A 21,899-nucleotide genomic window follows, 5' to 3' on the forward strand; every position below is an offset into this window, starting at 1 on the left:
CATGTGTACGAAACGCTCCGAGGTGACCCTAACCTGAAGTATGGTTCAGCCGGAACGAAGGAGTGTGATGTCGACAGCCGACTGGCGTGCCAAGGAACTGACCCCGGGCCAACTGTCCGAGCGCAGCGGAGTCGCCGTGTCCGCCCTGCACTTCTACGAGCGCGAGGGGCTGATCTCCAGCCGCCGGACCAGTGGCAACCAACGCCGCTACGCCCGCGAGACGTTGCGCCGGGTCGCCTTCATCCGCATCTCGCAACGCGTGGGAATTCCGCTCAGCGAGATCAAGGCCGCGCTCGACCGGCTGCCCGAGGGACGCACGCCCACCCGCCGCGACTGGGAGACCGTGTCCACCGCGTGGCGCGCCGACCTCGACGACCGGATCGAGCAGCTGATCCGCCTGCGGGACAACCTCACCGGCTGCATCGGCTGCGGCTGTCTGTCGCTGGGCACCTGCAAGCTGGTCAACGAACACGACCGGCTCGGCGAACAAGGACCGGGCGCTCGCGTCCTCGACACCCACCTCAACTGCACCACGAAACAGGCGTCCTGCTGATCCGGGCGCGTGTCAGGGTGCGGCGGGCCCGGGCGGCGACCATGATCGAGTCATGACCACTCTGGAGAACAAGGCCAAGACCCTGCTCGCCCTGCACCGGCCCGGCGACCCCGTCGTGTTGCCGACGGTGTGGGACGCGTGGTCGGCGAACGTCGCTGTCGCCGCGGGTTTCTCGGCGCTCACGATGGGCAGCCACCCGGTCGCCGACTCGTTGGGCCGCCCCGACGGCGAGGGCATGACCTTCACCGAACTGCTCGGCCGGGTCCGCCAGGTCACCACCGCCACCGACGTGCCGGTCTCGGTCGACATCGAATCCGGCTACGGCCTCGCGCCCGCCCAGCTCATCGACGGGCTGTTGGAGGCGGGCGCGGTCGGGCTCAACATCGAGGACACCGTGCACGGCGAGGGCCGCAGGCTGCGCGGCGCCGAGGAACACGCCGACTTCGTGCGCGGACTGCGCGAATTCGCCGACGCCGCGGGCGTGCACGTGGTCGTCAACGCGCGCACCGACCTGTTCCTGCGCGGCGACGGCGACGACGCCGACCGGGTGGACCGCGCGATCGAGCGGCTGAGGCTGGCCGCCGCGGCGGGCGCCGACGTGCTCTATCCGGTCGGCAGGCACTCCGACGCCGATATGCGCAGGCTCACCGCGGAGCTGCCGTTGCCGGTCAACGCCATCGGCCTGCCCGACGTCTCCGACAAGGCCGAGCTGGCCGCGCAGGGCGTGGCCAGGATCAGCTTCGGGCCCTTCCTGCAGGCCGCGCTGGCCAAGGAGGCCGAACGCCTGCTCGCCCGGTGGAAATGACGTCCCACGGGCGGCGGGCACTCACTCCTTGGGTTCGACGTAGCGTGGGAAGACCGGCTCGGGCGCGGGCAGCGGGGTGCCGGGCGTGAGCGGGGTGGCCAGGTCGGCGAAGGTGCGGCCCTGCTGGGCGAGCAGGTCCAGAATGCGGCCCGCCGAGCCCGGCATCACCGGCTGCACCAGGATCGCGACGATGCGCACGACCTCGAGCGTCACATAGAGCACGGTCGCCATCCTGGCCAGATCCGCCTCGGTGCCGGACTTGCGCAACGCCCACGGCTGCTGCGCGGAAAAGTACCGGTTGGTCTCACCGAGGGTCAGCCAGATCGCTTCCAGCGCCAGATGCATCTGCTGGGCGTCGAATTCGGCGCGGCAGCGCTCCAGCAGGCCGGCCGCGCGATCGAGCAGCGCCCGGTCCTCTGCGGTGAACTCGCCAGGCGTCGGCACCGCGGCGTCGCAGTTCTTGTGCACCATCGTCAGGCTGCGCTGCACCAGGTTGCCGAATTCGTTGGCCAGGTCGGCGTTGATGCGGGCGACGATCGCGTCGTGGCTGTAGCTGCCGTCCTGGCCGTAGGAGATCTCCCGCAGCAGGAAGAAGCGCACCGCGTCCAGGCCGTACTCGTCGACGAGTTCGAGCGGGTCGACCACGTTGCCGACCGACTTCGACATCTTCTCGCCCTTGTTGTACAGGAAGCCGTGCACGAAGACCCGCTTGGGCAGCGGCACCCCGGCCGACATCAGGAAGGCGGGCCAGTACACCGTGTGGAAGCGGGTGATGTCCTTGCCGATGATGTGCACGTCGGCGGGCCAGAACTTGCGGAACGCCGGGGAATCGGTGTCCGGGAAGCCCACGCCCGTCAGGTAATTGGTGAGCGCGTCCACCCACACGTACATGACGTGGTCGGGGTGGCCGGGCACCGGCACGCCCCAGTCGAAGGTGGTGCGCGAGATGGACAGATCCTTCAGCCCCGCCTTGACGTAGCTGACGATCTCGTTGCGCCGGGTGGCGGGCGCGATGAACTCCGGATGCTCCTCGTAGTGGGCCAGCAGCCGGTCCTGGTACTTGGAGAGCCGGAAGAAGAAGTTCGACTCCTCGGTCCAGGTGACCGGGGTCTTGGTCTCGGTGGAGATGCGGCTGCCGTCCTCGAGCAGCGTGGTCTCCTCCTCGGTGTAGAACGCTTCGTCGCGCACCGAGTACCAGCCCGCGTAGTTGTCCAGGTAGATGTCGCCGTTGGCGAGCATCCGCTCCCAGATCGCCACGCTGGCCGCCCGATGGTCGGCGTCGGTGGTGCGGATGAAGCGGTCGTAGGAGACGTCGAGGGCCTTGTCGAGCCGCTCGAACACGTCGGAGTTGCGTGCGGCCAGGTCCTGGACTGGGATGCCCTCGGCTGCGGCGGCCTGTTGCATCTTCTGACCGTGCTCGTCGGTGCCGGTCATGAAGAACACGTCGTAGCCGTCGAGCCGCTTGAACCGGGCGATGGCGTCCGCCGAGATGTACTCGTAGGCATGCCCGATGTGCGGCGCGCCGTTCGGGTAGGCGATGGCCGTGGTGACGTAGAAGGCTGGTGCGTCCGCGCTCATGGTGCTGTCTACTGTAATGCTCGTGCCTGTGCTGTCCCATTCCACCGGCGCGTGTGCGATGACACGCGGAGGTGATCGTTCGTGAGTGCCCGACGTCCCGCGCCGGACCTACCCGAGCCGCTCGCGCCGCTGGTCGACGCCCACACCCACCTGGACGCCTGCGGCGCGACCGATGCCGCGTCGACGGCGGAGATCCTCGACCGCGCGGCCTCGGTCGGCGTCGGGCAGGTCGTGACCGTCGCCGACGACCTCGCCGCCGCGCAGTGGGCGGTGCGGGCCGCGCACGCCGACCCGCGCGTGTTCGCCGCGGTCGCGCTGCACCCGACCCGGGCCGATGCGCTGGACACCGCCGCGCAGGCGGAACTGGAGCGGCTGGCGGCCGACCCGCGCACGGTGGCCGTCGGCGAGACCGGCCTGGACTACTACTGGCCGGGCAAGCTGGAGGGCTGCGCCGACGTCGAGACCCAGATCGAGGCCTTCCGCTGGCACATCGACCTGGCCAAACGGGTGCGCAAGCCGCTGATGATCCACAACCGGGAAGCCGACCACGACCTGCTCACCGTGCTGCTGGACGAGGGCGCGCCGCCGACGGTGATCTTCCACTGCTTCTCCTCCGACACGAACATGGCGCTGTCGTGCGTGGACGAGGGCTACATCCTGAGCTTCTCCGGAACGGTCAGCTTCAAGAACGCCCACGAGTTGCGGGAGGCGGCCACGGTGGTGCCGGACGGTCAGATCCTGGTGGAGACCGACGCGCCGTACCTGACCCCGCACCCGTTCCGCGGCGCCCCCAACGAGTCGTACTGCCTGCCCTACACCGTCCGTGCGCTGGCCGAGCTGCGCGGACAGGATCCGGTCGAGCTGGCGAAGATCACCACCGCGAACGCGCGGCGGGTGTACGGCATCTGACGGGGATCGCGCGCGCGGTTGTTACCCGACCCCGCAGGTCGGAAAACGTAAGTGTGTCTCAGGTCACTTTTCGCCTCGTTCGATGTCCTCTAGCAGGGCGGTCGATATCGAATCGTGATGTGGAACGCCGCTGATCGCGCGCCCGCGGTTGTTCCGCCGTGCCCGCCTCGTTATGGTTCTGTGACCATGTCCCCCATCGCGAAGATCAACCGGTCACGCTCGCCGCTGCTGTACGCGGCGGTGGCGGCGTTGCTGCTGACGCTGATCGTGGGCGCCTCCATGGCCATCGTGAACCGCAAGACGGTCACCGTGGTGGTGGACGGCCAGCAGACGGTGCAGACCACCATGTCCCGCAACGTGGCGGGTGTGCTGCGCGCCGCGGGCTTCGAGGTGACCGACCGCGATCTGGTCCGTCCCGGCCTCGGGGCGGCCGTGGTCGACGGCGCGACGATCGTGCTGAACCGGGCGCGCGAGGTGGCGCTCACCGTGGACGGCGCCGTGCGCAAGGTCTGGACCACCGGTCTCACCGCGGGCGAGGCGCTCGAGCAGTTGAAGCTGCCCGCCGACGCCTACGTCTCGCCCGGCCGGGACAAGCCGCTGCCGCTCAGCGGCGCCGCGCTGACCGTGGCCACGCCGCGCACCGTCTCGCTGCTCGACGGCGCGGGCGCTCCGGTGGACGTGCGCCTGGCCGCGCCGACCGTCGGGGAATTCCTCTCCGTCGCCGGTGTGCCGCTGGTCGAGCAGGACACCGTCGAACCCGCCCCGGACACCCCGCTCGCTGACGGCCTGCGTGTGGTGGTCACCCGCAAGCGCGTCGAAAAGCTCACCGAGACACTGCCGCTGGATCCGCCGGAGAACGTCATCGAGGATCCGACGATGAACATGAGCCGCACCGTGGTGGAGAGCGAGGGCGTGCCGGGGGTGCACGACGTGACCTTCTCGATCACCAAGGTCAACGGTGCGGAGGTGGAGCGCACGCCGGTCGAGTCGGTGGTGAAGGTGCCGGCCCAGCCCAAGACCGTCCGCAAGGGCGCCAAGCCGGGCACCGAGGTGCCTCCGGTGCGTGACGGCGCGATCTGGGACGCGCTGGCGCAGTGCGAATCCAACGGCAACTGGGCCATCAACACCGGCAACGGCTACTACGGCGGCATCCAGTTCGACCAGAGCACCTGGGAACGGCAGGGCGGCCTGCGCTACGCCCCGCGCGCCGACCTGGCGACCCGCGAGGAACAGATCGCCATCGCCGAGGTCACCCGCGCCCGCCAGGGCTGGGGAGCCTGGCCCGCCTGCACCAGCAGGCTGGGCCTGAGCTGATCGCGGCCGGAGGCGGTAGCGGAGCGTGACCACGGAGGCCGCCCAGCTCGGGCCCATCGAGCACAGCCTGAGCTGATCGCGGCCGGAGGCGGTAGCGGAGCGTGACCACGGAGGCCGCAGCGGGGCGCCATCCGTCGGGGGTGGCGCCCCGTTCCGTGCCCGTGCCGGGCCGCGCGGTCCGGCGGATTGGTAGGTTCGTCCGGTGTCCGAAGCCGATGTCACCGCCCGCGGCGATGCCGCGTTGCTCGGGCCCGCCGAGGTGCGGGCGCTGGCCGAGCGGTTCGGCGTGCGGCCGACCAAGCAGCTCGGGCAGAACTTCGTCCACGACGCGAACACGGTGCGCCGCATCGTCACCGCGGCGGGCGTCGGCCGCGCCGACACGGTGCTGGAGGTCGGTCCCGGCCTCGGTTCGCTGACGCTGGCCCTGCTCGACGTGGTCGATTCGGTGGTGGCCGTCGAGATCGATCCGGTGCTCGCCGAGCATCTCCCGCGCACGGTGGCCGATCGCGCGCCCGCGTTGGCGGGGCGGTTGCGGGTGGTGCGGGACGACGCGCTGCGGGTGCGGGCAGCCGACCTGCCCGCGAGCCCGACGGCGCTGGTGGCCAATCTGCCCTACAACGTGGCCGTGCCGGTGCTGTTGCATCTGCTGGCCGAGTTGCCCGGCCTGCGCACGGCGCTGGTGATGGTGCAGGCCGAGGTGGCCGACCGGCTGGCTGCCGAGCCGGGCAGCCGGGTCTACGGTGTGCCCAGCGTGAAGGCTGGATTCTTCGGCACGGTGCGGCGGGCCGGTGCGGTGGGCACGCAGGTTTTCTGGCCGGTGCCGCGGGTGGAATCGGGACTGGTGCGGGTGGAGCGCTACGCCGAGCCGCCGTGGCCGATGGACGAGCAGCACCGCCGCCGGGTCTTCGAGATCATCGATGCGGCCTTCGCGCAGCGGCGCAAGACGCTGCGCGCGGCGCTGGCGGGCTGGGCGGGCAGTCCCGCCGAGGCCGAACGGCGGCTGCTGGCCGCGGGGATCGATCCCACGGCCCGGGGCGAGACGCTCGACACCGCCGCCTATGTGCGGCTGGCGGCGCAGGCCTGACCGCGCGTTGTCCGAGAGGGACAACGGTATTCGCCCGGGCCGTCGAGCGATCGGTGTCGCGGCGGCGGCGCCGGGTCCGCCGAACGAACCCGGCGGCCGCCGCCGGTGTGGTCGTCCGTCGCGGACGACCCGGAGGCCCTCCTCAGAGGACGACCTCGTACCCCGCTTCGTCCACGGCGGCGACGACATCGGCATCGGCCAGCGGCGCGGTGCTCTCCACGCGCACGGCGCCGCCCTTCAGGTCCACCTGGACGGACGTGACCGCGTCGATCTTGCCGATCTCCGTCTCGACCGCACTCGCGCAGTGGCCGCAGGTCATGCCCTTGACGGTGTAGGTGGTGGTGGTCATGGTGGCGACTCCTCCGGTTCGTGGGACAGCGGCGGATCCGATGTCCGCCGACACCACGAACATACCCTTGGGGGGTATGGTACGCAAGGCGGGGCGCGCATCGGGACGCGGCGGACACCGCCGTCCCGGCCGCTCGTGAGCCCGGCGGGTGTCGGGGCCAGCGGATAGGCTTGGGCCTCGTGCTGTCAGTTGTGCCCAGTCCGGTTCTCGTGCGCGCGCCCTCGAAGGTGAACCTGCACCTCGGTGTCGGCGACCTGCGCCCCGACGGCTACCACGACCTGACCACGGTGTTCCAGGCGCTGTCCCTCGGCGACGACCTGCGGATCTCGCCCGCCTCGGCGCTCACGGTGAAGGTGAACGGCGAGGGCGCCGCCGAGGTGCCCACCGATCGCACGAATCTGGTGTGGAAGGCCGCGGTGCGGTTGGCCCACCTGGTCGGGCGGGCGCCACTGGTGGAGATCGTCATCGACAAGGGCATCCCGGTGGCGGGCGGGATGGCGGGCGGCAGCGCCGACGCCGCCGCCGCGCTGGTCGGCCTCAACGAGCTGTGGGACATGGGCCTGGGCCGTGACGAATTGTCCGCGCTCGCCGCCGAACTCGGCAGCGACGTGCCCTTCGCCCTGCACGGCGGCACCGCGCTGGGCACCGGCCGGGGCGAGCGATTGCTTCCGGTGCTGTCGCGCAACACCTTTCACTGGGTGCTCGCCTTCGCCAAGGGCGGGCTGTCCACCCCGGCGGTGTTCGCCGAACTCGACCGGCTGCGCGAGCACGGCGACCCGCCGCGCCTCGGCGACCCGCAGGCCCTGATGCAGGCGCTGGCCTCCGGCGACCCCGCCCAGCTCGCGCCGCTGCTCGGCAACGACCTGCAGGCCGCGGCGGTCTCGTTGAAGCCCGAGCTGCGCCGCACGCTGCGCGCGGGCGTCACCGCGGGCGCGCTGGCCGGGCTGGTCTCCGGCTCCGGACCCACCTGTGCGTTCCTGTGCGAGAGCGCGGACGCCGCCGTCGCGGTCGCGGCGGAGCTGGCCGGGGCGGGCGTGGCCCGCAGCGTGCGCACCGCGAGCGGGCCGGTGCCCGGCGCGCGCGTCATCGATCCGGAGAGCTGACCAGGTCCGACGAACCGGCCCCCGACCCCGCCTCGGTACCCTGGCTCGGGGCCCTGCCGGGCCCGCGGCACCGGTATGTCGGAAGGATCCATGTCCAACCTGATCAATCTCGAACAGGTCTCCAAGAGCTTCGGGATCACCCCGCTCCTCGACAACGTCTCGCTCGGCGTGCACGCCGGCGAGCGGATCGGCGTGGTCGGCCTCAACGGCGGCGGCAAGACGACGCTGCTCGAGGTCCTGACCGGCCTGGAGGAACCCGACTCGGGGCGGGTGAGCAGGCTGGGTGGACTGCGGATGGCGGTGGTCACCCAGCGCGGCGTGCTGCCGGACGGCGCCACCGTCGGCCAGGTGGTGCTGGCGGGCCTCACCGACGACGCGGCGGGTGGCGAACTGGCCGAGCACGAGTGGGCCGCCGACGCGCGCATCCGCTCGGTGCTCGAGGGCATCGGCATCCAGGATCTCGGCCACGACACCCCGGTGACCAACCTCTCCGGCGGGGAGCGGCGCCGCGTCGCGCTGGCCGCCGCGCTGGTGCGCGACCTGGATCTGCTGGTGCTCGACGAGCCGACCAACCACCTCGACGTCGAGGGGGTGCAGTGGTTGGCCCGGCATCTGCTCGAGCGCCGCAGCGCCCTGGTCGTGGTGACCCACGACCGCTGGTTCCTCGACACCGTCGCCACCCGCACCTGGGAGGTCGTCGGCGGCAAGGTGGAGAGCTACGAGGGCGGTTACGGCGACTGGATCTTCGCCCGCGCCGAACGGGCGCGCCAGGCCGACGCCACCGAGGCGCGCCGGCGCAACCTCGCCCGCAAGGAACTGGCCTGGCTGCGCCGCGGCCCGCAGGCGCGCACCTCCAAGCCGCGCTACCGGGTGGAGGCGGCCGAGGCGCTGATCGCCGACGTCCCGCCGCCACGCGACAGCGTCAGCCTGGCCGCCTTCGCCCGCAAACGGCTGGGCCGGGTGGTGATCGAACTCGAGGACGCCACCCTCACCACGCCCGACGGGCGCGAGCTGGTGCGCGACCTCACCTGGCGGCTGGCGCCGGGGGAGCGGGTCGGCCTGGTCGGCGTCAACGGCTCGGGCAAGACCACCCTGTTGCGCGCGCTGGCCGGAGACGTCGAGCCGCGCGCGGGCACGCGCATCCAGGGCCAGACCGTCCGCATCGGCTGGCTGCGCCAGGAACTCGACGACCTGCCCACCGACCTGCGGGTGCTCGAGGCCGTGCAGCAGGTCGCGCAGCGGATCATGTTGGGCGACAAGGAGATCTCCGCCGGGCAGCTGGCCGAGCGGCTCGGGTTCAGCCCGGCTCGCCAGCGCACCCCGGTCGGCGACCTCTCCGGTGGCGAGCGGCGCAGGCTCCAGCTCACCCGCATCCTGATGTCGGAGCCGAACGTGCTGCTGCTCGACGAGCCGACCAACGACCTCGACATCGACACCCTGCAGCAGCTGGAGGATCTGCTCGACAACTGGGCGGGCACGCTGGTGGTCATCAGTCACGACCGCTACCTGATCGAGCGCATCTGCGACTCCACCTGGGCGTTGTTCGGCGACGGCAAGCTCACCAACCTGCCCGGCGGTATCGAGGAGTACCTGCGCAAGCGGGCCGCGAATGCCGCGCGGCCGGCGAGCCAGACCAGATCGGCGAGCGAGGCGCCGACCACCGACGCCGCCGCCTACCGCGCCGCGCGCAAGGAACTGGCCAAACTCGAGCGCACCATCGACAAGCTCACCCAGCGCGAGCAGCAGTTGCACGCGGCGCTGGCCGATGCCGCCACCGATCCGGACAAGCTGGTGACCCTCGGCGCCGAACTCAAACAGGTGCTGACGGACAAGGACGCCGCCGAGGAACGCTGGCTGGAACTGGCCGAGGACACCCCCTGAGCGGGGCTAGCTGGTCTCGGCCTGCTCGCCCGGCGCGACGACCGGCAGGCAGGTGCGCACGAAGTCGCTGCCGAACGAGGTGAGCACGATGCTGCGGTAGCTGACCTTGGTGCCGAAACCGGAGCGCTTCAACAGTTCCCGCACCGCGGCCTGCGCTTCGATCAGCTGGTAGCGGTGCGGGTTGTCGACCGGTTCCGCGGCCAGTTCGATCAGGCCGAGCCTGCGCAGGTTGGTCAGGTACTGCGGCACCCGGTTGGGGAAGCGCACCCCGGCGTGCTCGCCGATGACGCTCGCGCCCTCCACCCGCCGTTCGCTGCGCAGGCCGCGCCGCCCGGCGCGGATGTCCATCGCGGGCTGCGGCCCGTCGCGGTAGAGCAGGCGCAGGACGCGGGCCTCGTCGGGGGTGAGTTCGGCGAGGATGCCCGCGAAGGCCGGGTGCGTCTCGGATTGTTCCTGGGTCGGGCTGGCCGACAGCCGCAGCAGCGCGGCGCCCTGTTCGCGCAGGGTGGGCAGCGCCGGATCGGTGGCGTCGGCGGCGGCGGGCAACCGCAGCGCCCGGCGGACGGCGTCGCGCACCTCGGCTTCGGCCTCGGCGAGCACCTCGCGCGGCGGCAGGCCGGCCATCGATCCCTTCACGACGGTGCCGGTGACGCCGAGCGCGGTGTCGACGGTCCACGCGGTGACCTCACCGGCCGCGGTCAGGGCGACCTTGGCGACGCCGCCCGCGGCGCGGACGGTGCGGACCGGGGAGATCGGCGCGCGACGCGAGCGCCCGGCCGGAGCGTCCTCGGCCAGCGGCCACGGGGCGAGCTCCTTCGACGGAGTATGGTCCTCGTCGGATGATTCCGTCATAGCCATGTCGTCGCCACTCCCGTTCCGAAAATCAGGATATGAGCGTATCCGGCCAGCAGGCCCAATGCGCCGCCATGCACGAAAAGCAGCCATTCGTCCTGTTTGATGGCCGATCGCAACATATCCACGAAGTCCGGGGGAGCCAGCGCCGACATCTGTTTGGCGATGTAGTCGTTGATCTGTTTGCCCTGCTGCACGTTGAAGTCCGGGTCGGCGAACGCGATCGGTGCGATCGACATCGCCTCGCTGGTCAGCGTCTGCTGCAGCGAGTCGTACTCGCGGCTGCCGAGCATGAACTTCACCGCGGGCCGAGCCGGGCCGAGCGCGCGGTCGGCGGCCGGGCGCAGGGTGTCCTCGAGCATCTGCAGGGTGCGGTCCGACCGCGGGCCGTTGAGCAGTTCGTCGCCGATGTTGGCGACCGTCATCACCTGGGTGGAGACGAGTTCGGCATAGCCGGCGGTGATCTCGGGCTGGCGCTTGATCAGCAGGCCCTGCCGCCACGGGCACCACCACTTCGGGTAGGCCGGGGCGAAGATCATGTTGATGCCGATCCAGTTGACCACCCAGCCGATGATCACCCCGCCGATCGGCAGCACCACCCAGCTCGACCAGCCGGTCAGGTGCAGCACCGCCACCAGCACCACACCCATCGGCGCGCCGAAATAGAAGCCGAAGTTCTGCATGAAACGCAGTTCCTTGGCGCCGAGCACCTGGAACAGGGTGTTGAGCAGATGCGGGCGGGCCTGGAAATACCGGATCACCATCTGCTTGACATCGATGAGTTGATCGATGTTCTTGCCGAGTTCGTCGGTGAGTTCGCGCAGGATGTCCGGCAGTTGCTGGCGCACCCGCGCGTGCACCATCTCGCGCACCTGGCTGGGCAGGTTGTACCAGAGTTGCGGATGCTCGCGCCGCAGGATCTCCTCGACGATGTCGGTGATCTGCGCGTCGGCGATGGTTGCCAGGTGTTCGGCGAGCTTGTCCGGGTCGAGCTCGCGATAGAAGTCCGCGACGCTGCCGAGTTTGGACAGCCCTTTGTCGACGGCGATGCTGGCCATCTTGTCCGCCCGCGAGGGCACGATGCCCTGCCAGCCGAACCTGCCGTCGTAGCTGAGCAACGGCAGCACCTGGATGCGCTTGGGCAGGAACGGGTACAGCGCGCGCAGGCCGGGCACGTGCACGCCGTGGAAGGACAGCGGGCGGAACAACATCAGCACACCGGTCCAGTTGGTGATGTAACCGATGACGCCAGTGAAAAGCGGAATCGTCAGAAGTTCGAGCAGGATGGTCGGGTGAACACCGAAAACGCTCTCCAACACGACACCCTCCTGCCGAAAACCGGTGACCGCCGCCTCACCGGGACATCAAAGTAGCACCAGCCCGGCAAACCGGCCGCATTGTGCGCCGTCCCCCGGTGTCGGGAGATCGACGGGCCGCTGCACAGGGTAATGTCCGGTTCGGATGCGAACGGTCGGGGTTCGCGACGCCGTGCCGTCGGGCAATAATCTGTGGGCGGATTCGTTCACTTGGCGATACTTCGGAGTAGACGTGGCAGACGACAGGACCGGACAGGACGTGGCCCGGGCCGGTTCCCGCTCGGTCGAACGCAGTTCGGACGTCGAACAGCGGCAGATCAGCAACGAGGCCCGGCTGATCCGCGGCGTGTTCCGCGCCGCCGGGCTGGCCGCGGGCACGGCCGTGCGCGGGAGCCAGTGGGCGGTCAACACGTCGCTGGAGGTGACCAAGGAGCTCACCAAGGCCGCCCTCGACGGTGAGTCCTCGGCCGACATCGCCGAGCGCACCGGCAACGCGCTGCGCTCGATCGCCCGCAGCGCGCTCGGTGTCACCGAGGGGTCGGTGCGCGAGATCGTCAGCTACGTGCCCACCCCGACCGGGCCGAACCAGCAGGCCATCCCGGTGGGCTCCTACCTGCGCTCGGCCACCTCCGAGGAACTGCGCAGGCGCGGCGACGCCCTGCTGGCCCGCTCGGCCGACGTCTACTTCACCGAGGACGTGCACCCGGCCTACGACCGCATCCTCGACGAACTAGCCCCCGACGAGGCGCGCATCCTGCGGTTCATGGCGCTCAACGGTCCGCAACCCTCGGTCGACGTGCGCACCAACCGCCCGCTCGGCATCGGCTCGGAGCTGGTGCAGGGCGATCTGACCTCGGTGCCCGAGCAGGCCGGCGTGCGCTACCCGGACCGCGCCCGCTCGTACCTCATCAACCTCAACCGCCTCGGCCTGACCCGCACCTCCGAGGACCCGGTGGTGCTGAGCCGGTACATGGTGCTCGAGGTGCAGCCGGTGGTCGAGGCGGCGCTGAAGAAGGCGGGCCGCGCACCCAAGATCGTGCGCAAGAGTTTCCGGCTGACCGAGTTCGGCGAGGATTTCTGCCACACCTGCTTCACCCTCGGGCAGTGATTTTCCGGCCGGTTTCCGGTCCGCGGGTGATAGCGATCTGATACAGATCTGGAAAATTTCTCGGTGCCGCGCTCCCACGATGGGATCGTGAAAGGTATGCAGGAGCGCAGCGGCGAGCAGGAGCGTGCCGATTCGAGCGCCGAATCCGCCACGGCGGAGCGCCCGGATCGCGACGACGCCGCGCGCGGCCGGGCCGATCCACTCGATCCTCGCGTGGTTTCCGACCTGTTCGCCCGTGGTAATCAAGGGGAGGCGAAGGGGTCGCGCGCGCGAGGGGGACCGGCCATGGACGATGTCACGGCCATCAACCGGCTCAAATTCCGTTACCTGCGCACCCTCGACACCAAATCCTGGGACGAGTTCGCCGACACGATGGTTCCCGAGGCCACCGCGACCTATAGCGAATACCTGCAATTCGAATCCCGGGAGGCATTTCTGGCCTTCCTGCGCAACACGCTCGGGCCGCACGTCATCACCGAGCACCGCTGCGATCACCCCGAGATCGATGTCGACGGCGACACCGCCACCGGCACCTGGTACCTGGCCGACACCGTCCTCATCCCGGAGCACAACATGCTGCTGCGCGGCGCGGCCTACTACTCCGACCGCTACGTGCGCTGCGACGACGGCCGGTGGCGGATCGCCCACACCGGCTACGAACGCACCTACGAGGTGGTGCTCTCGCTCAGCGACCTGCCCAGCCTGCGTCTGACGTCGAGCCGCTGGGGCCTCATCGCCCGCGAGGACGGCATCGCCTCCGTCGAACGCGAACCCGGCGCCGCGGCCCAGGCCTACCGCGAACCCGACAGCGCCTGACGGGCGACCAGGCGCGGTTCAGTCCGCGGCGGCGACCAGTGGTTCGAGGGTCAGGTTCGGGTGTTCCTTCTCGATGTACTGCAACCGCCACTTGTCGCTGAACAGTGCGAGCAGTGCGCCGTCGCTGCGGGTGAACACCTCGACCCCGCGCTGGCGGCCCAGCTCGTCGGCCGAGGCGGCGTCGGTGCGGCGGGCCAGCGAGTAGCCGAGGTGTTCCATCGTGGTCTCGACGTTGAACTCGGCCAGCATCCGCGCGGTGACCACCTCGAACTGCATCGGGCCGACGGCCGCCAGCACCGGCGCGGCGTCACCGCGGATGTCGTTGCGCAGCACCTGCACCACGCCCTCGGAGTCGAGCTGGTCGATGGCCTTGCGGAACTGCTTGTACTTGCCCGCGCTCTGGGCGCGCAGCACCGCGAAGTGCTCGGGGGCGAAGGAGGGGATCGGCGGGAACTCGACCTTCTTCTCGACGTAGAGCGTGTGACCGGGCGCCAGGGCGGTGGCGTTCACCAGGCCGACGACGTCGCCGGGGTAGGCGGTGTCCACGGTGGAGCGCTCGCGGCCGAACACCGTCAGCGCGTACTTGGTGGCGAAGGGACGTCCGGTCTGGGCGTGCGTGACGACCATGCCGCGCTCGAACTCGCCGGAGACGATGCGCATGAAGGCCAGCCGGTCGCGGTGTGCGGTGTCCATGCCCGCCTGCACCTTGAACACCACCGCGCTGAACGGGTCGGTGGTCTGGCGCGGCACCCCGTCGACGTCCTTGCGCGGGCCGGGCGGCGGCGCGAAGGTCACCAGGGTCTCGAGCAGCTGGCGGACACCGAAGTTCAGCATCGCCGAGGCGTAGATGACCGGGGAGGTCTGTCCGGCCAGGAACAGCTCCTGGTCGTGGTCCTGGCCGGTGGCCGAGAGCAGCTCGCTCTCCTCGGCCGCGGTGGTCCACGCCTCGCCCTCGCGCTCCTGCGCCTGCTCGGGGGTCAGCGAGTCCTCGGGCGCGATGGTGGCGCCGCCCGCGGTGCGGGTGAAGTGGATGTATTCGACCGGCGCGCCCTCGGGTCCGCGACGCAGCAGTCCGCGGAAGTCGCCCGCGATGCCGACCGGCAGGAACAGCGGCGTCGGGGTGAGGCCGATGCGCTCCTCGATCTCGTCGAGCAGTTCCAGCGGGGCGCGGCCGGGCCGGTCCCACTTGTTGATGACGGTGATGACCGGGATGCCGCGGTGGCGGCAGACCTGGAAGAGCTTGAGGGTCTGCGGCTCGAGGCCCTTGGCGGCGTCGATGAGCATGACCGCGGCGTCGACCGCGGTGAGCACCCGGTAGGTGTCTTCGGAGAAGTCGGAGTGGCCGGGGGTGTCGACCAGGTTGATGACACTGTCGACGTCGCTGCCCGCGGCGCGGTAGTTGAACTGCAGCGCGGTGGAGCTGACGGAGATGCCGCGCGCCTTCTCCATCTCCATCCAGTCCGAGACCGTCGACTTGCGCCCCGCCTTACCGTGGATGGCGCCCGCTTCCGAGATCATCCGCGCGTGCAGGGCGAGGGCCTCGGTGAGCGTCGACTTACCCGCGTCCGGGTGGGAGATGACCGCGAAGGTGCGGCGCCGGGCGACCTCGGCGGGCAGCCCGCGGGGGGTGGGCGCGACGACGTCTTCGGGGGCGGTCACGATGGGGAGCCTTTCGCACGGCGAGGGGAACGGGCAACCGCTCCAGCGTACGCGGCGCGGCCGGTCGCGACCGGTGCCGGGTGGCGGCCGCGACGGCCGCAGGGCGCTGACCACCCGATTCAAGCCGGGTGCTGACCTCGAGGTATGGTGTTCGGGTTGTCTCGGCGAGGGTGTCCTCCAGACGTGTGACGCAACAGACGTGTGATGCGACACCGTGATCGACGCGGCGCGGCTTCCGGCCGTCCTCGTTCGGTCTTCGCCCCGACGAGTAGACCAACCCCACCACACAGGGCGCCACCCACCCTGTTGGGCACCGTTGACAGCCCGGAAGAGCCGTAGGAGTAGATCCAGTCATGTCCGACGCCAACCTTCTCGAAGCGTCCGTCCGTACCGAGTTCGGCAAGGGCGCCGCGCGCCGCACCCGCCGCGCGGGCAACGTGCCCGCCGTGCTGTACGGCCACCAGTCCGAGCCGCAGCACCTGTCGCTGAACGCCCAGGCCTTCGCCGCCATCCTGCGTGAGCACGGCACCAACGCGGTGCTGAACCTCGACATCGAGGGCAAGAAGCAGCTGGCGCTCACCAAGTCGGTTGTCGTGCACCCGATCCGCCGCTACATCGAGCACGCCGACCTGCTGATCGTCAAGCGTGGCGAGAAGGTCACCGCCGACGTCGCGGTCACCGTCACCGGCGATGCCGCCCCCGGCACCCTGGTCACCCAGGAAGCCACCACCATCTCCATCGAGGCCGAGGCGCTGAACCTGCCCGAGGCCATCGAGGTCTCCGTCGAGGACGCCGAGATCGGCACCCAGATCACCGCGGGCTCGATCGCGCTGCCGCAGGGTGTCACCCTGGCGAGCGACCCCGAGCTGCTGGTCGTCAACGTGATCGCCGCGCCCGCCGCCGAGCCCGCCCCGGGTGAGGAAGCGGCCGAGGGCGAGGGCGAGAGCGCCGAATAACTCGCCGATGACCGGTCCTTCGACCGGGCCCGCGCTCGTGGTCGGCCTGGGCAACCCGGGCTCGGAATACGAGCGCACCCGGCACAATGTCGGTTTTCTGGTCGCCGACGTGCTCGCCGAGCGCGTCGGCGACCGTTTTGCCGTGCACAAGAAGTCCGGCGCGGACCTGCTGCAGGCCCGGCTGGACGGGCGGCAGGTGCTCATCGCCAAGCCGCGTTCCTACATGAACCTGTCCGGTCGGCCGGTCGCGGCGCTGGCCCGGTTCTTCTCGGTGCCGCCGACCGAGGTCATCGTCGTGCACGACGAACTGGATCTGCCGTTCGGTGCCGTGCGGCTCAAGCGCGGCGGCGGCGAGGGCGGTCACAACGGGCTGCGCTCCATCTCCAGCGCGCTCACCACCAAGGACTACCTGCGCACCCGCATCGGCATCGGCCGCCCCCCGGGTCGGCAGTACCCGGCCGACTTCGTGCTCAAGCCGTTCGCGGCCGCCGAGCGCAAGGAGGTGCCGGTGATCGTGGAGCAGGCCGCCGACGCGGTGGAGCTGCTGCTGCGCGTCGGTCTCGAGGCCGCGCAGAACCAATTGCACTGAGCCACCGACCGCGTGGGCCGGGACCGCGCCGACCCGGGACCGCGCCGAGTCGGGAGTTGTCGCCGAGCCGGGAGTTGTCCTGAGCCGCACCGGCTTTCAGAACCGGTAAGCGGTCTGGCTGTAGGACTCGCCCTTGGCGAAGGCCAGCACCTTGACCGGGGTGAGCGCGAAGACCACCGCCTCGCCGCTGCCGTGGACCTCGCGGAAGCCGCGGTCGGTGGCTTCGAAATCCCAGTCCAGCTTCGTCTTCCACAGCTGTGCCAGCGTCTCCAGGCGGGCGCGGTCGGTGACGGGGACGGCGGTGCCCTCGACCACGACGTCGAGGCCCTCGTCGTCGCGGCCGTTGCCGTGACTCAGCGCGCAGCGCGGGTCGGCCGCCAGGTTCACCGCCTTCTGTTCCTGCTCGCCGGTGCAGAAGTGCAGGGCGCCGTCGTGCAGCACCGCGGGCAGCGGAACGACGTGCGGCCGCCCGTCCCGGCGCACCGTGGACAGCCAGAACAGCGCGGCCGCGTCGAGCGCGTCGCGCACGGCCGACCAGGTCGGCGGCGTGGCGTCCGGGCTGCTGAAACGCGGATCCAGGTGGACGGTCGGTTCGGTGTCGGGCACGGCGGCCTCCTTCCGGGCAACAGCGGTCAGGCAACAGCGGTCACCGGAGTAGACGGTCCGCGCCCGGCGGATTCATCGCAGGTGCGCGGCGGTGGCGGCGCGGCGCAATTTGCCCGAGGAGGTCTTCGGCAGCGCGCCCGGCCCCAGCACCGCGACCGTGCGCGGCCGCACGCCCACCTCGGCGAACACCGCGTGCGCGATGTCGCGCTCCATCCGCTTCACCGCCTCGGCGTTCTGGTGATCGTTGGATTCGACCACCACGGCGAAGCTCTCCCGCTTCTGTCCGGCGTCCAGCCGCACCGCCACCGCGTTGCCCGGCCGCACCCCGGACACCCGCATGGCGGCGCGCTCGATGTCGGTGGGGAAGATGTTGCGGCCGCCCATGATGATCACGTCCTTGATCCGGCCGCAGACCACCACCAGCCCCTCCTCGGTGAAGTAGCCGATGTCGCCGGTGTCGAGCCAGCCGTCGGCGTCCTGGGCGGGCCGGAACCCGTCGACCGTGACGTACCCGGCGGTGACCGCGGGCCCGCGCAGTTCGATCACCCCGACCGAGCGGGTCGGTAACGGCTGGCGGTCGGCGTCGACCACCCGGCCCTCCAACTCGTCGACGAGGTAGCCGAGCGTGGGCAGCCTGCGGATCGTGCCGTGGTGGCCGTGCGGGGTGACCGGCACCGCCTTACCGAGCGCCTCGAGCAGGTCGGCGTCGACCAGATCGAGCACCTGGCCCCGGTCCGGGTCGGGGATGGAGACGGCCAGTGTCGTCTCGGCCATCCCGTAGACCGGCGTCAGCGCCAGCGGGCTGAGCCCGAATCGCTTGCCCGCCACCGCCAGTGCCTCCATGGTGTCCGGATCCACCGGTTCGGCGCCGTTCCACATGTAGCGAACGCTGCTCAGATCCAGCGAGCCTTCCTCGGCCTGCTGCAACCGCCGCGCCAGCAGCGAGTACGCGAAATTCGGTGCGGCCGTGACGGTCCCGCGATACTTGCTGATCAGCTCGGCCCACAGCAGCGGCCTGCGCAGGAAGTCCAACGGCGTCACGCACACCACCTCGGCGCCGAATTGCATGGGCACGCTGAGGAATCCGACCATGCCCATGTCGTGGAACAGCGGCAGCCAGCTGATCATCACATCGCTGTCGAGCTGGAACTTCACCCGGTCGAACATGGCGTAGGCGTTGACGTAGAAGTTGCCGTGCGTGATCCGCACCGCCTTCGGCGAGCCGGTCGAGCCCGAGGTCAGCTGCTGCAACGCGACGTCGTCCTCGGTGGTGGGCAGCGGATCGGTGTCGGCGCCCTCGCGCATGCGGTCGATGCGCACCACCGTGATGCCGCGCTCGCGCAGCAGCGGTTCGGCCGCCTCGAACGGGGCACCGAGCACCACCGCCCGCGCTTCGATCATGCGCAACACCGTCTCGGTGTCGCGGGCCCACACCACCAGATCGGTCCGCGGGGTGGGCTGGTGCAGCATCGTGATCGACCCGCCGCGCATCCACACCGCCTGACAGGCCGGCGCGATGTCGACCGGCATCCCGGCCAGTACCCCCACCGCGTCGCCGTGCCCGATCCCCGCCTCGGCGAGCGCACCGGCCATGCACCGCGCGATCCGATGGATCTCACCCCACGTCTGCCGCACCGGCGCGTCCGGCTCGCCCGTCACCAGCCCGCGCGCGGAGGTCCGGGCGGTCGCGTACATCTCCTCGGTGAACCTGCTCAACGTCGGACTCCTCCACGCCGTGGGGCCGCGAATCAACCCTGCCCAACTATCCCGCCCCCACCCTCCGGCGTTAACCCTTTTCCACCCGATCCAATCGCGGGACCGGCGATCGGCTGTGGGGAACCAGGCCCGGACCTGGTCGTACCGGCGGCACCGGAGGTCGGCGGCGCCGGATGCCAGCGGCGCGCGAGGCGGAGCTTCGGCCACTCCCGAGCCCCGGGGTGACGGGGTTGTTGCCGGCTAGGATCGCGGCGGTGACGACGGTGCTGTGGGCGGGAGCCGGACTCAGCGATTGCGTGCAGGACGACATGGACTGCATGCCGGGGTTCTGGGCCTTCCTCGTGGCGCTCGTCCTCGTCTGCCTGGTCGGTGTGGTGTGGGCCGCCGCGACACTCACCACCACCATCGAGATCTGCTGCACGCGCATCCCCTGGACGCACCGCCTCGCCTGGCTCCTCGCCGTCTGGTTCCTCCCCCTGGTCGGCCCGATCGCCTGGTTCCGTCGGAATCCCGGCCAGGCGGAGCCGGACACCGCGAGGTCGGCGTTCCATGGTCCGCCACGCCGGTGAGTCCCGGTCGATGGCATCACCGCCGTGGGGGGAGGGGGATTCGGTGGAGGTCTTCGGCGACCACCACCTCGCCCGAGAAGTGTTTTTCGGCTTCGGCGCGGTGGTCGTCGAGGGTGCGGTAGCGCTGGGAGAAGTGGGTCAGCACGAGGGTGCGGACGTCGGCGTCGGCGGCGACGCGGGCGGCCTGGCCCGCGGTGAGGTGGCCGTATTCCTCGGCCAGGTGGGCGTCGGCGTCGAGGAAGGTGGCCTCGATGACGAGCATGTCGACGCCGGCGGCCAGCTCCGCGACGCCGGGGCACAGACGGGTGTCCATGACGAAGGCGAAACTCTGGCCGGGACGCGGCTCGCTGACCTCGGCCACGGTCACCGTGCGGCCGTCGACCAGCAGACTGCCGGTGCGTTGCAACTCGCCGATGCGGGATCCGCGGATGCCGAGCGCGGCGAGCCGGTCGGGCAGCATGCGCACCCCGGCGGGTTCGGTCAACCGGTACCCGAACGCTTCGACGGGGTGCGAGAGCGCGACGGCTTCGATCGTGAACGGGGCGTCGGGTGCGTCCAGCGGGCCGGGCCCGGCGATCGGATGCGTGCGCAGGTCGACCCGGCGGTAGAACGAGCTGGCCGAGCACAGCCGGTCGAAGTACTCCTGGCCGGAGGCCGGATAGTAGGCGTCGACGGGGTGTGCGACGCGGTCGAGGTTGATGCGCTGCACGATGCCGGGCAGACCGAGACAGTGGTCGCCGTGGAAGTGGGTCAGGGCGATGCGGGTGATGTCGGTGGCGGCCACGCCGGCGAAGGCCATCTGCCGCTGGGTGCCCTCGCCCGGATCGAACAGCACGCCCTCGCGTCCCCAGCGCAGCAGGTAGCCGTTGTGATTGCGCTGCCTGGTCGGCACCTGGCTCGCGGTGCCGAGCACGACCAGTTCCCGCTGCGACATCTACAGCTCCGCGACCGCGCGGACGAACCGGTCCAGCTCGTCGAAGCCGACGAAGCAGTGCGGTGAGGCGCGCACCACGGCGTCGAGCCCGCGGGCGCTCATGTCCAGCAACGTGGACCCGGCGAAGCTCACGGTGACGGTGATGTTCTGCGCGGCCAGCCGGTCGCGCACCTCGGTGGCGGGCACGCCGTCGACGGTGAAGGAGACGATGCCGCCGCGACGGACGCCGTTGTCGCGCACCGTGACCCGCGGCAGCGCGGCGAACGCCTCGCGCAGGTGCCCGGCCCGCTCGGCGATCGCGGCGTACACGTCGGCCGGGCCGAGGTCGAGCAGGTAGCGCACCGCCGCACCCAGGCCGAGCCGGGCGGCGACATCGCACTCCCAGAATTCGAAGCGGCGGGCGTCGGGTGCGAGTTCGTAGTCCTGCGGGCCGGTCCAGGCGGCGCTGTGCAGGTCCAGCCGCTGCGGTTCCATCGTCGTCGCCAATTCCGGTCGGACATAGAGGAATCCGGTGCCCCGCGGGCCGCGCAACCACTTGCGGCCGGTCGCCGAGAGCGCGTCGACACCGAGCTCGGCGACGTCGAGGGGCAGCTGCCCGGCCGACTGGCAGGCGTCCAGCAGCACCATCGCGCCCGCCGAGTGCGCGATCTTCGTCGCCTCGGCGGCGGGGTTCACCAGCCCACCGTTGGTCGGCACATGCAGCAGTGAGACCAGCGCGACCCGCTCGTCGACCATCCGCTCCAGCGCGTCCAGGTCCAGCTGGCCGGTGTCGTCGCTGGGGATCTGCTCCACGACGGCGCCGGTGGCGCGGGCTCGCTGCAGCGCGGCGATCGCGTTGCTGGCGTAGTCGGCGCCGCTGATCAGCACGCGGTCGCCGGGACGCAACGGCACCGAGTAGAAGAAGTCCGCCCAGGCGCGGCTGGCGCTGTCGCTGAGCGCCACGCAATCCGGGTCGGCGTTGATCAGCTCGCCGATCGCGGTCTTCACCCCGGCCAGGTCGTCGAGGCGTTCGGCGGCGGCGCGGTAGCCGCCGATCTCGGTTTCCCGGCGCAGGTGCGCGACCTGGGTGTCCAGCACCACCCGCGGCGGGAGCGAGGAGCCGGCGCTGTCGAGGAAGACCAGGTCGGGGTCGGCGGCCAGCCCGGGGGTGTCGGCCCGCACGCGTGTGTCGTCCAGCATGCAGACGACCTTATCGGGGTGCG

Annotated in this window: 21 protein-coding genes; 12 read left to right on the forward strand and 9 right to left on the reverse strand. The window is 70.8% G+C overall.

The window, feature by feature from the left end:
- Positions 1 to 67: 67 nt before the first annotated feature.
- A complete protein-coding gene (soxR, locus tag AMO33_RS24280; RefSeq protein WP_041560413.1) occupies positions 68 to 553 on the forward strand; it encodes a redox-sensitive transcriptional activator SoxR in 486 nt (161 codons plus the stop codon).
- A gap of 52 nt (positions 554 to 605) precedes the next feature.
- Positions 606 to 1,358 carry an isocitrate lyase/PEP mutase family protein gene (locus tag AMO33_RS24285; RefSeq protein ID WP_060594401.1) on the forward strand — a complete coding sequence of 251 codons (753 nt, stop codon included), beginning with the start codon at positions 606 to 608 and terminating at the stop codon, positions 1,356 to 1,358.
- A gap of 21 nt (positions 1,359 to 1,379) precedes the next feature.
- On the opposite strand, the gene metG is transcribed toward AMO33_RS24285, so the two are convergent.
- Positions 1,380 to 2,936: a methionine--tRNA ligase gene (gene metG, locus AMO33_RS24290; protein ID WP_011211441.1), complete on the reverse strand. Its 1,557-nt coding sequence runs from the start codon at positions 2,934 to 2,936 to the stop codon at positions 1,380 to 1,382.
- Positions 2,937 to 3,017: 81 nt separating this feature from the next.
- On the opposite strand from metG, the gene AMO33_RS24295 reads away from it, so the two are divergent.
- The 3 genes from AMO33_RS24295 (at position 3,018) to rsmA (ending at position 6,243) form a co-directional block, all read left to right on the forward strand.
- On the forward strand, positions 3,018 to 3,845 hold the full coding sequence (locus AMO33_RS24295) for a TatD family hydrolase (RefSeq protein WP_060594402.1): 828 nt from the start codon (positions 3,018 to 3,020) through the stop codon (positions 3,843 to 3,845).
- 186 nt (positions 3,846 to 4,031) lie between these two features.
- A complete protein-coding gene (locus tag AMO33_RS24300) occupies positions 4,032 to 5,159 on the forward strand; it encodes a resuscitation-promoting factor (RefSeq protein WP_060594403.1) in 1,128 nt (375 codons plus the stop codon).
- Between the two features lie 202 nt (positions 5,160 to 5,361).
- Positions 5,362 to 6,243, forward strand: coding sequence for a 16S rRNA (adenine(1518)-N(6)/adenine(1519)-N(6))-dimethyltransferase RsmA (rsmA, locus tag AMO33_RS24305; protein ID WP_060594404.1), 882 nt, complete (start codon positions 5,362 to 5,364; stop codon positions 6,241 to 6,243).
- A 142-nt stretch (positions 6,244 to 6,385) separates the two neighbouring features.
- On the opposite strand, the gene AMO33_RS24310 is transcribed toward rsmA, so the two are convergent.
- Positions 6,386 to 6,592 carry a cation transporter gene (locus tag AMO33_RS24310; RefSeq protein WP_041560412.1) on the reverse strand — a complete coding sequence of 69 codons (207 nt, stop codon included), beginning with the start codon at positions 6,590 to 6,592 and terminating at the stop codon, positions 6,386 to 6,388.
- A 179-nt stretch (positions 6,593 to 6,771) separates the two neighbouring features.
- Between AMO33_RS24310 and AMO33_RS24315 the strand changes: the two genes are divergently transcribed.
- Positions 6,772 to 7,695, forward strand: a complete 924-nt coding sequence (locus AMO33_RS24315; RefSeq protein ID WP_011211436.1) for a 4-(cytidine 5'-diphospho)-2-C-methyl-D-erythritol kinase — start codon at positions 6,772 to 6,774, stop codon at positions 7,693 to 7,695.
- A 90-nt stretch (positions 7,696 to 7,785) separates the two neighbouring features.
- Positions 7,786 to 9,576, forward strand: a complete 1,791-nt coding sequence (locus AMO33_RS24320; RefSeq protein WP_060594405.1) for an ABC-F family ATP-binding cassette domain-containing protein — start codon at positions 7,786 to 7,788, stop codon at positions 9,574 to 9,576.
- 6 nt (positions 9,577 to 9,582) lie between these two features.
- Here the strand turns inward: AMO33_RS24320 and AMO33_RS24325 are convergent, their stop codons facing one another.
- Both AMO33_RS24325 and AMO33_RS24330 read right to left on the reverse strand, forming a co-directional pair.
- Positions 9,583 to 10,428 (reverse strand): Abi-alpha family protein, encoded by an 846-nt coding sequence (locus tag AMO33_RS24325; protein WP_060594406.1) that lies wholly within the window; start codon positions 10,426 to 10,428, stop codon positions 9,583 to 9,585.
- Positions 10,425 to 11,747 (reverse strand): hypothetical protein, encoded by a 1,323-nt coding sequence (locus AMO33_RS24330; RefSeq protein ID WP_050768168.1) that lies wholly within the window; start codon positions 11,745 to 11,747, stop codon positions 10,425 to 10,427. Before AMO33_RS24330 ends, AMO33_RS24325 begins: the two co-directional genes overlap by 4 nt.
- Before the next feature lie 229 nt (positions 11,748 to 11,976).
- Between AMO33_RS24330 and AMO33_RS32700 the strand changes: the two genes are divergently transcribed.
- Together AMO33_RS32700 and AMO33_RS24340 are read left to right on the forward strand one after the other, a co-directional pair.
- On the forward strand, positions 11,977 to 12,852 hold the full coding sequence (locus AMO33_RS32700) for an Abi-alpha family protein (protein WP_011211432.1): 876 nt from the start codon (positions 11,977 to 11,979) through the stop codon (positions 12,850 to 12,852).
- Positions 12,853 to 13,137: 285 nt separating this feature from the next.
- On the forward strand, positions 13,138 to 13,668 hold the full coding sequence (locus tag AMO33_RS24340) for a nuclear transport factor 2 family protein (RefSeq protein WP_011211431.1): 531 nt from the start codon (positions 13,138 to 13,140) through the stop codon (positions 13,666 to 13,668).
- A gap of 18 nt (positions 13,669 to 13,686) precedes the next feature.
- Here the strand turns inward: AMO33_RS24340 and AMO33_RS24345 are convergent, their stop codons facing one another.
- Positions 13,687 to 15,327: a peptide chain release factor 3 gene (locus AMO33_RS24345; RefSeq protein ID WP_060594407.1), complete on the reverse strand. Its 1,641-nt coding sequence runs from the start codon at positions 15,325 to 15,327 to the stop codon at positions 13,687 to 13,689.
- 353 nt (positions 15,328 to 15,680) lie between these two features.
- Here AMO33_RS24345 and AMO33_RS24350 point away from each other — a divergent pair, with 353 nt between their 5' ends.
- Both AMO33_RS24350 and pth read left to right on the forward strand, forming a co-directional pair.
- Positions 15,681 to 16,283: a 50S ribosomal protein L25/general stress protein Ctc gene (locus tag AMO33_RS24350; RefSeq protein WP_060594408.1), complete on the forward strand. Its 603-nt coding sequence runs from the start codon at positions 15,681 to 15,683 to the stop codon at positions 16,281 to 16,283.
- 7 nt (positions 16,284 to 16,290) lie between these two features.
- On the forward strand, positions 16,291 to 16,872 hold the full coding sequence (pth, locus tag AMO33_RS24355) for an aminoacyl-tRNA hydrolase (RefSeq protein ID WP_060594409.1): 582 nt from the start codon (positions 16,291 to 16,293) through the stop codon (positions 16,870 to 16,872).
- Positions 16,873 to 16,968: 96 nt separating this feature from the next.
- On the opposite strand, the gene AMO33_RS24360 is transcribed toward pth, so the two are convergent.
- Both AMO33_RS24360 and AMO33_RS24365 read right to left on the reverse strand, forming a co-directional pair.
- Entirely contained in the window at positions 16,969 to 17,478 is a 510-nt protein-coding gene (locus tag AMO33_RS24360) for a pyridoxamine 5'-phosphate oxidase family protein (protein ID WP_060594410.1), read from the reverse strand.
- 72 nt (positions 17,479 to 17,550) lie between these two features.
- On the reverse strand, positions 17,551 to 19,194 hold the full coding sequence (locus tag AMO33_RS24365; protein WP_011211426.1) for a fatty acyl-AMP ligase: 1,644 nt from the start codon (positions 19,192 to 19,194) through the stop codon (positions 17,551 to 17,553).
- Between the two features lie 254 nt (positions 19,195 to 19,448).
- Between AMO33_RS24365 and AMO33_RS24370 the strand changes: the two genes are divergently transcribed.
- Entirely contained in the window at positions 19,449 to 19,763 is a 315-nt protein-coding gene (locus AMO33_RS24370; RefSeq protein ID WP_139337542.1) for a PLD nuclease N-terminal domain-containing protein, read from the forward strand.
- Positions 19,764 to 19,779: 16 nt separating this feature from the next.
- Here the strand turns inward: AMO33_RS24370 and AMO33_RS24375 are convergent, their stop codons facing one another.
- Both AMO33_RS24375 and AMO33_RS24380 read right to left on the reverse strand, forming a co-directional pair.
- Positions 19,780 to 20,697: a ribonuclease Z gene (locus AMO33_RS24375; RefSeq protein ID WP_060594412.1), complete on the reverse strand. Its 918-nt coding sequence runs from the start codon at positions 20,695 to 20,697 to the stop codon at positions 19,780 to 19,782.
- Entirely contained in the window at positions 20,698 to 21,876 is a 1,179-nt protein-coding gene (locus tag AMO33_RS24380; protein WP_011211423.1) for an aminotransferase class V-fold PLP-dependent enzyme, read from the reverse strand.
- Positions 21,877 to 21,899 lie beyond the last annotated feature (23 nt).

Source organism: Nocardia farcinica, assembly GCF_001182745.1.
Classification (GTDB): domain Bacteria; phylum Actinomycetota; class Actinomycetes; order Mycobacteriales; family Mycobacteriaceae; genus Nocardia; species Nocardia farcinica.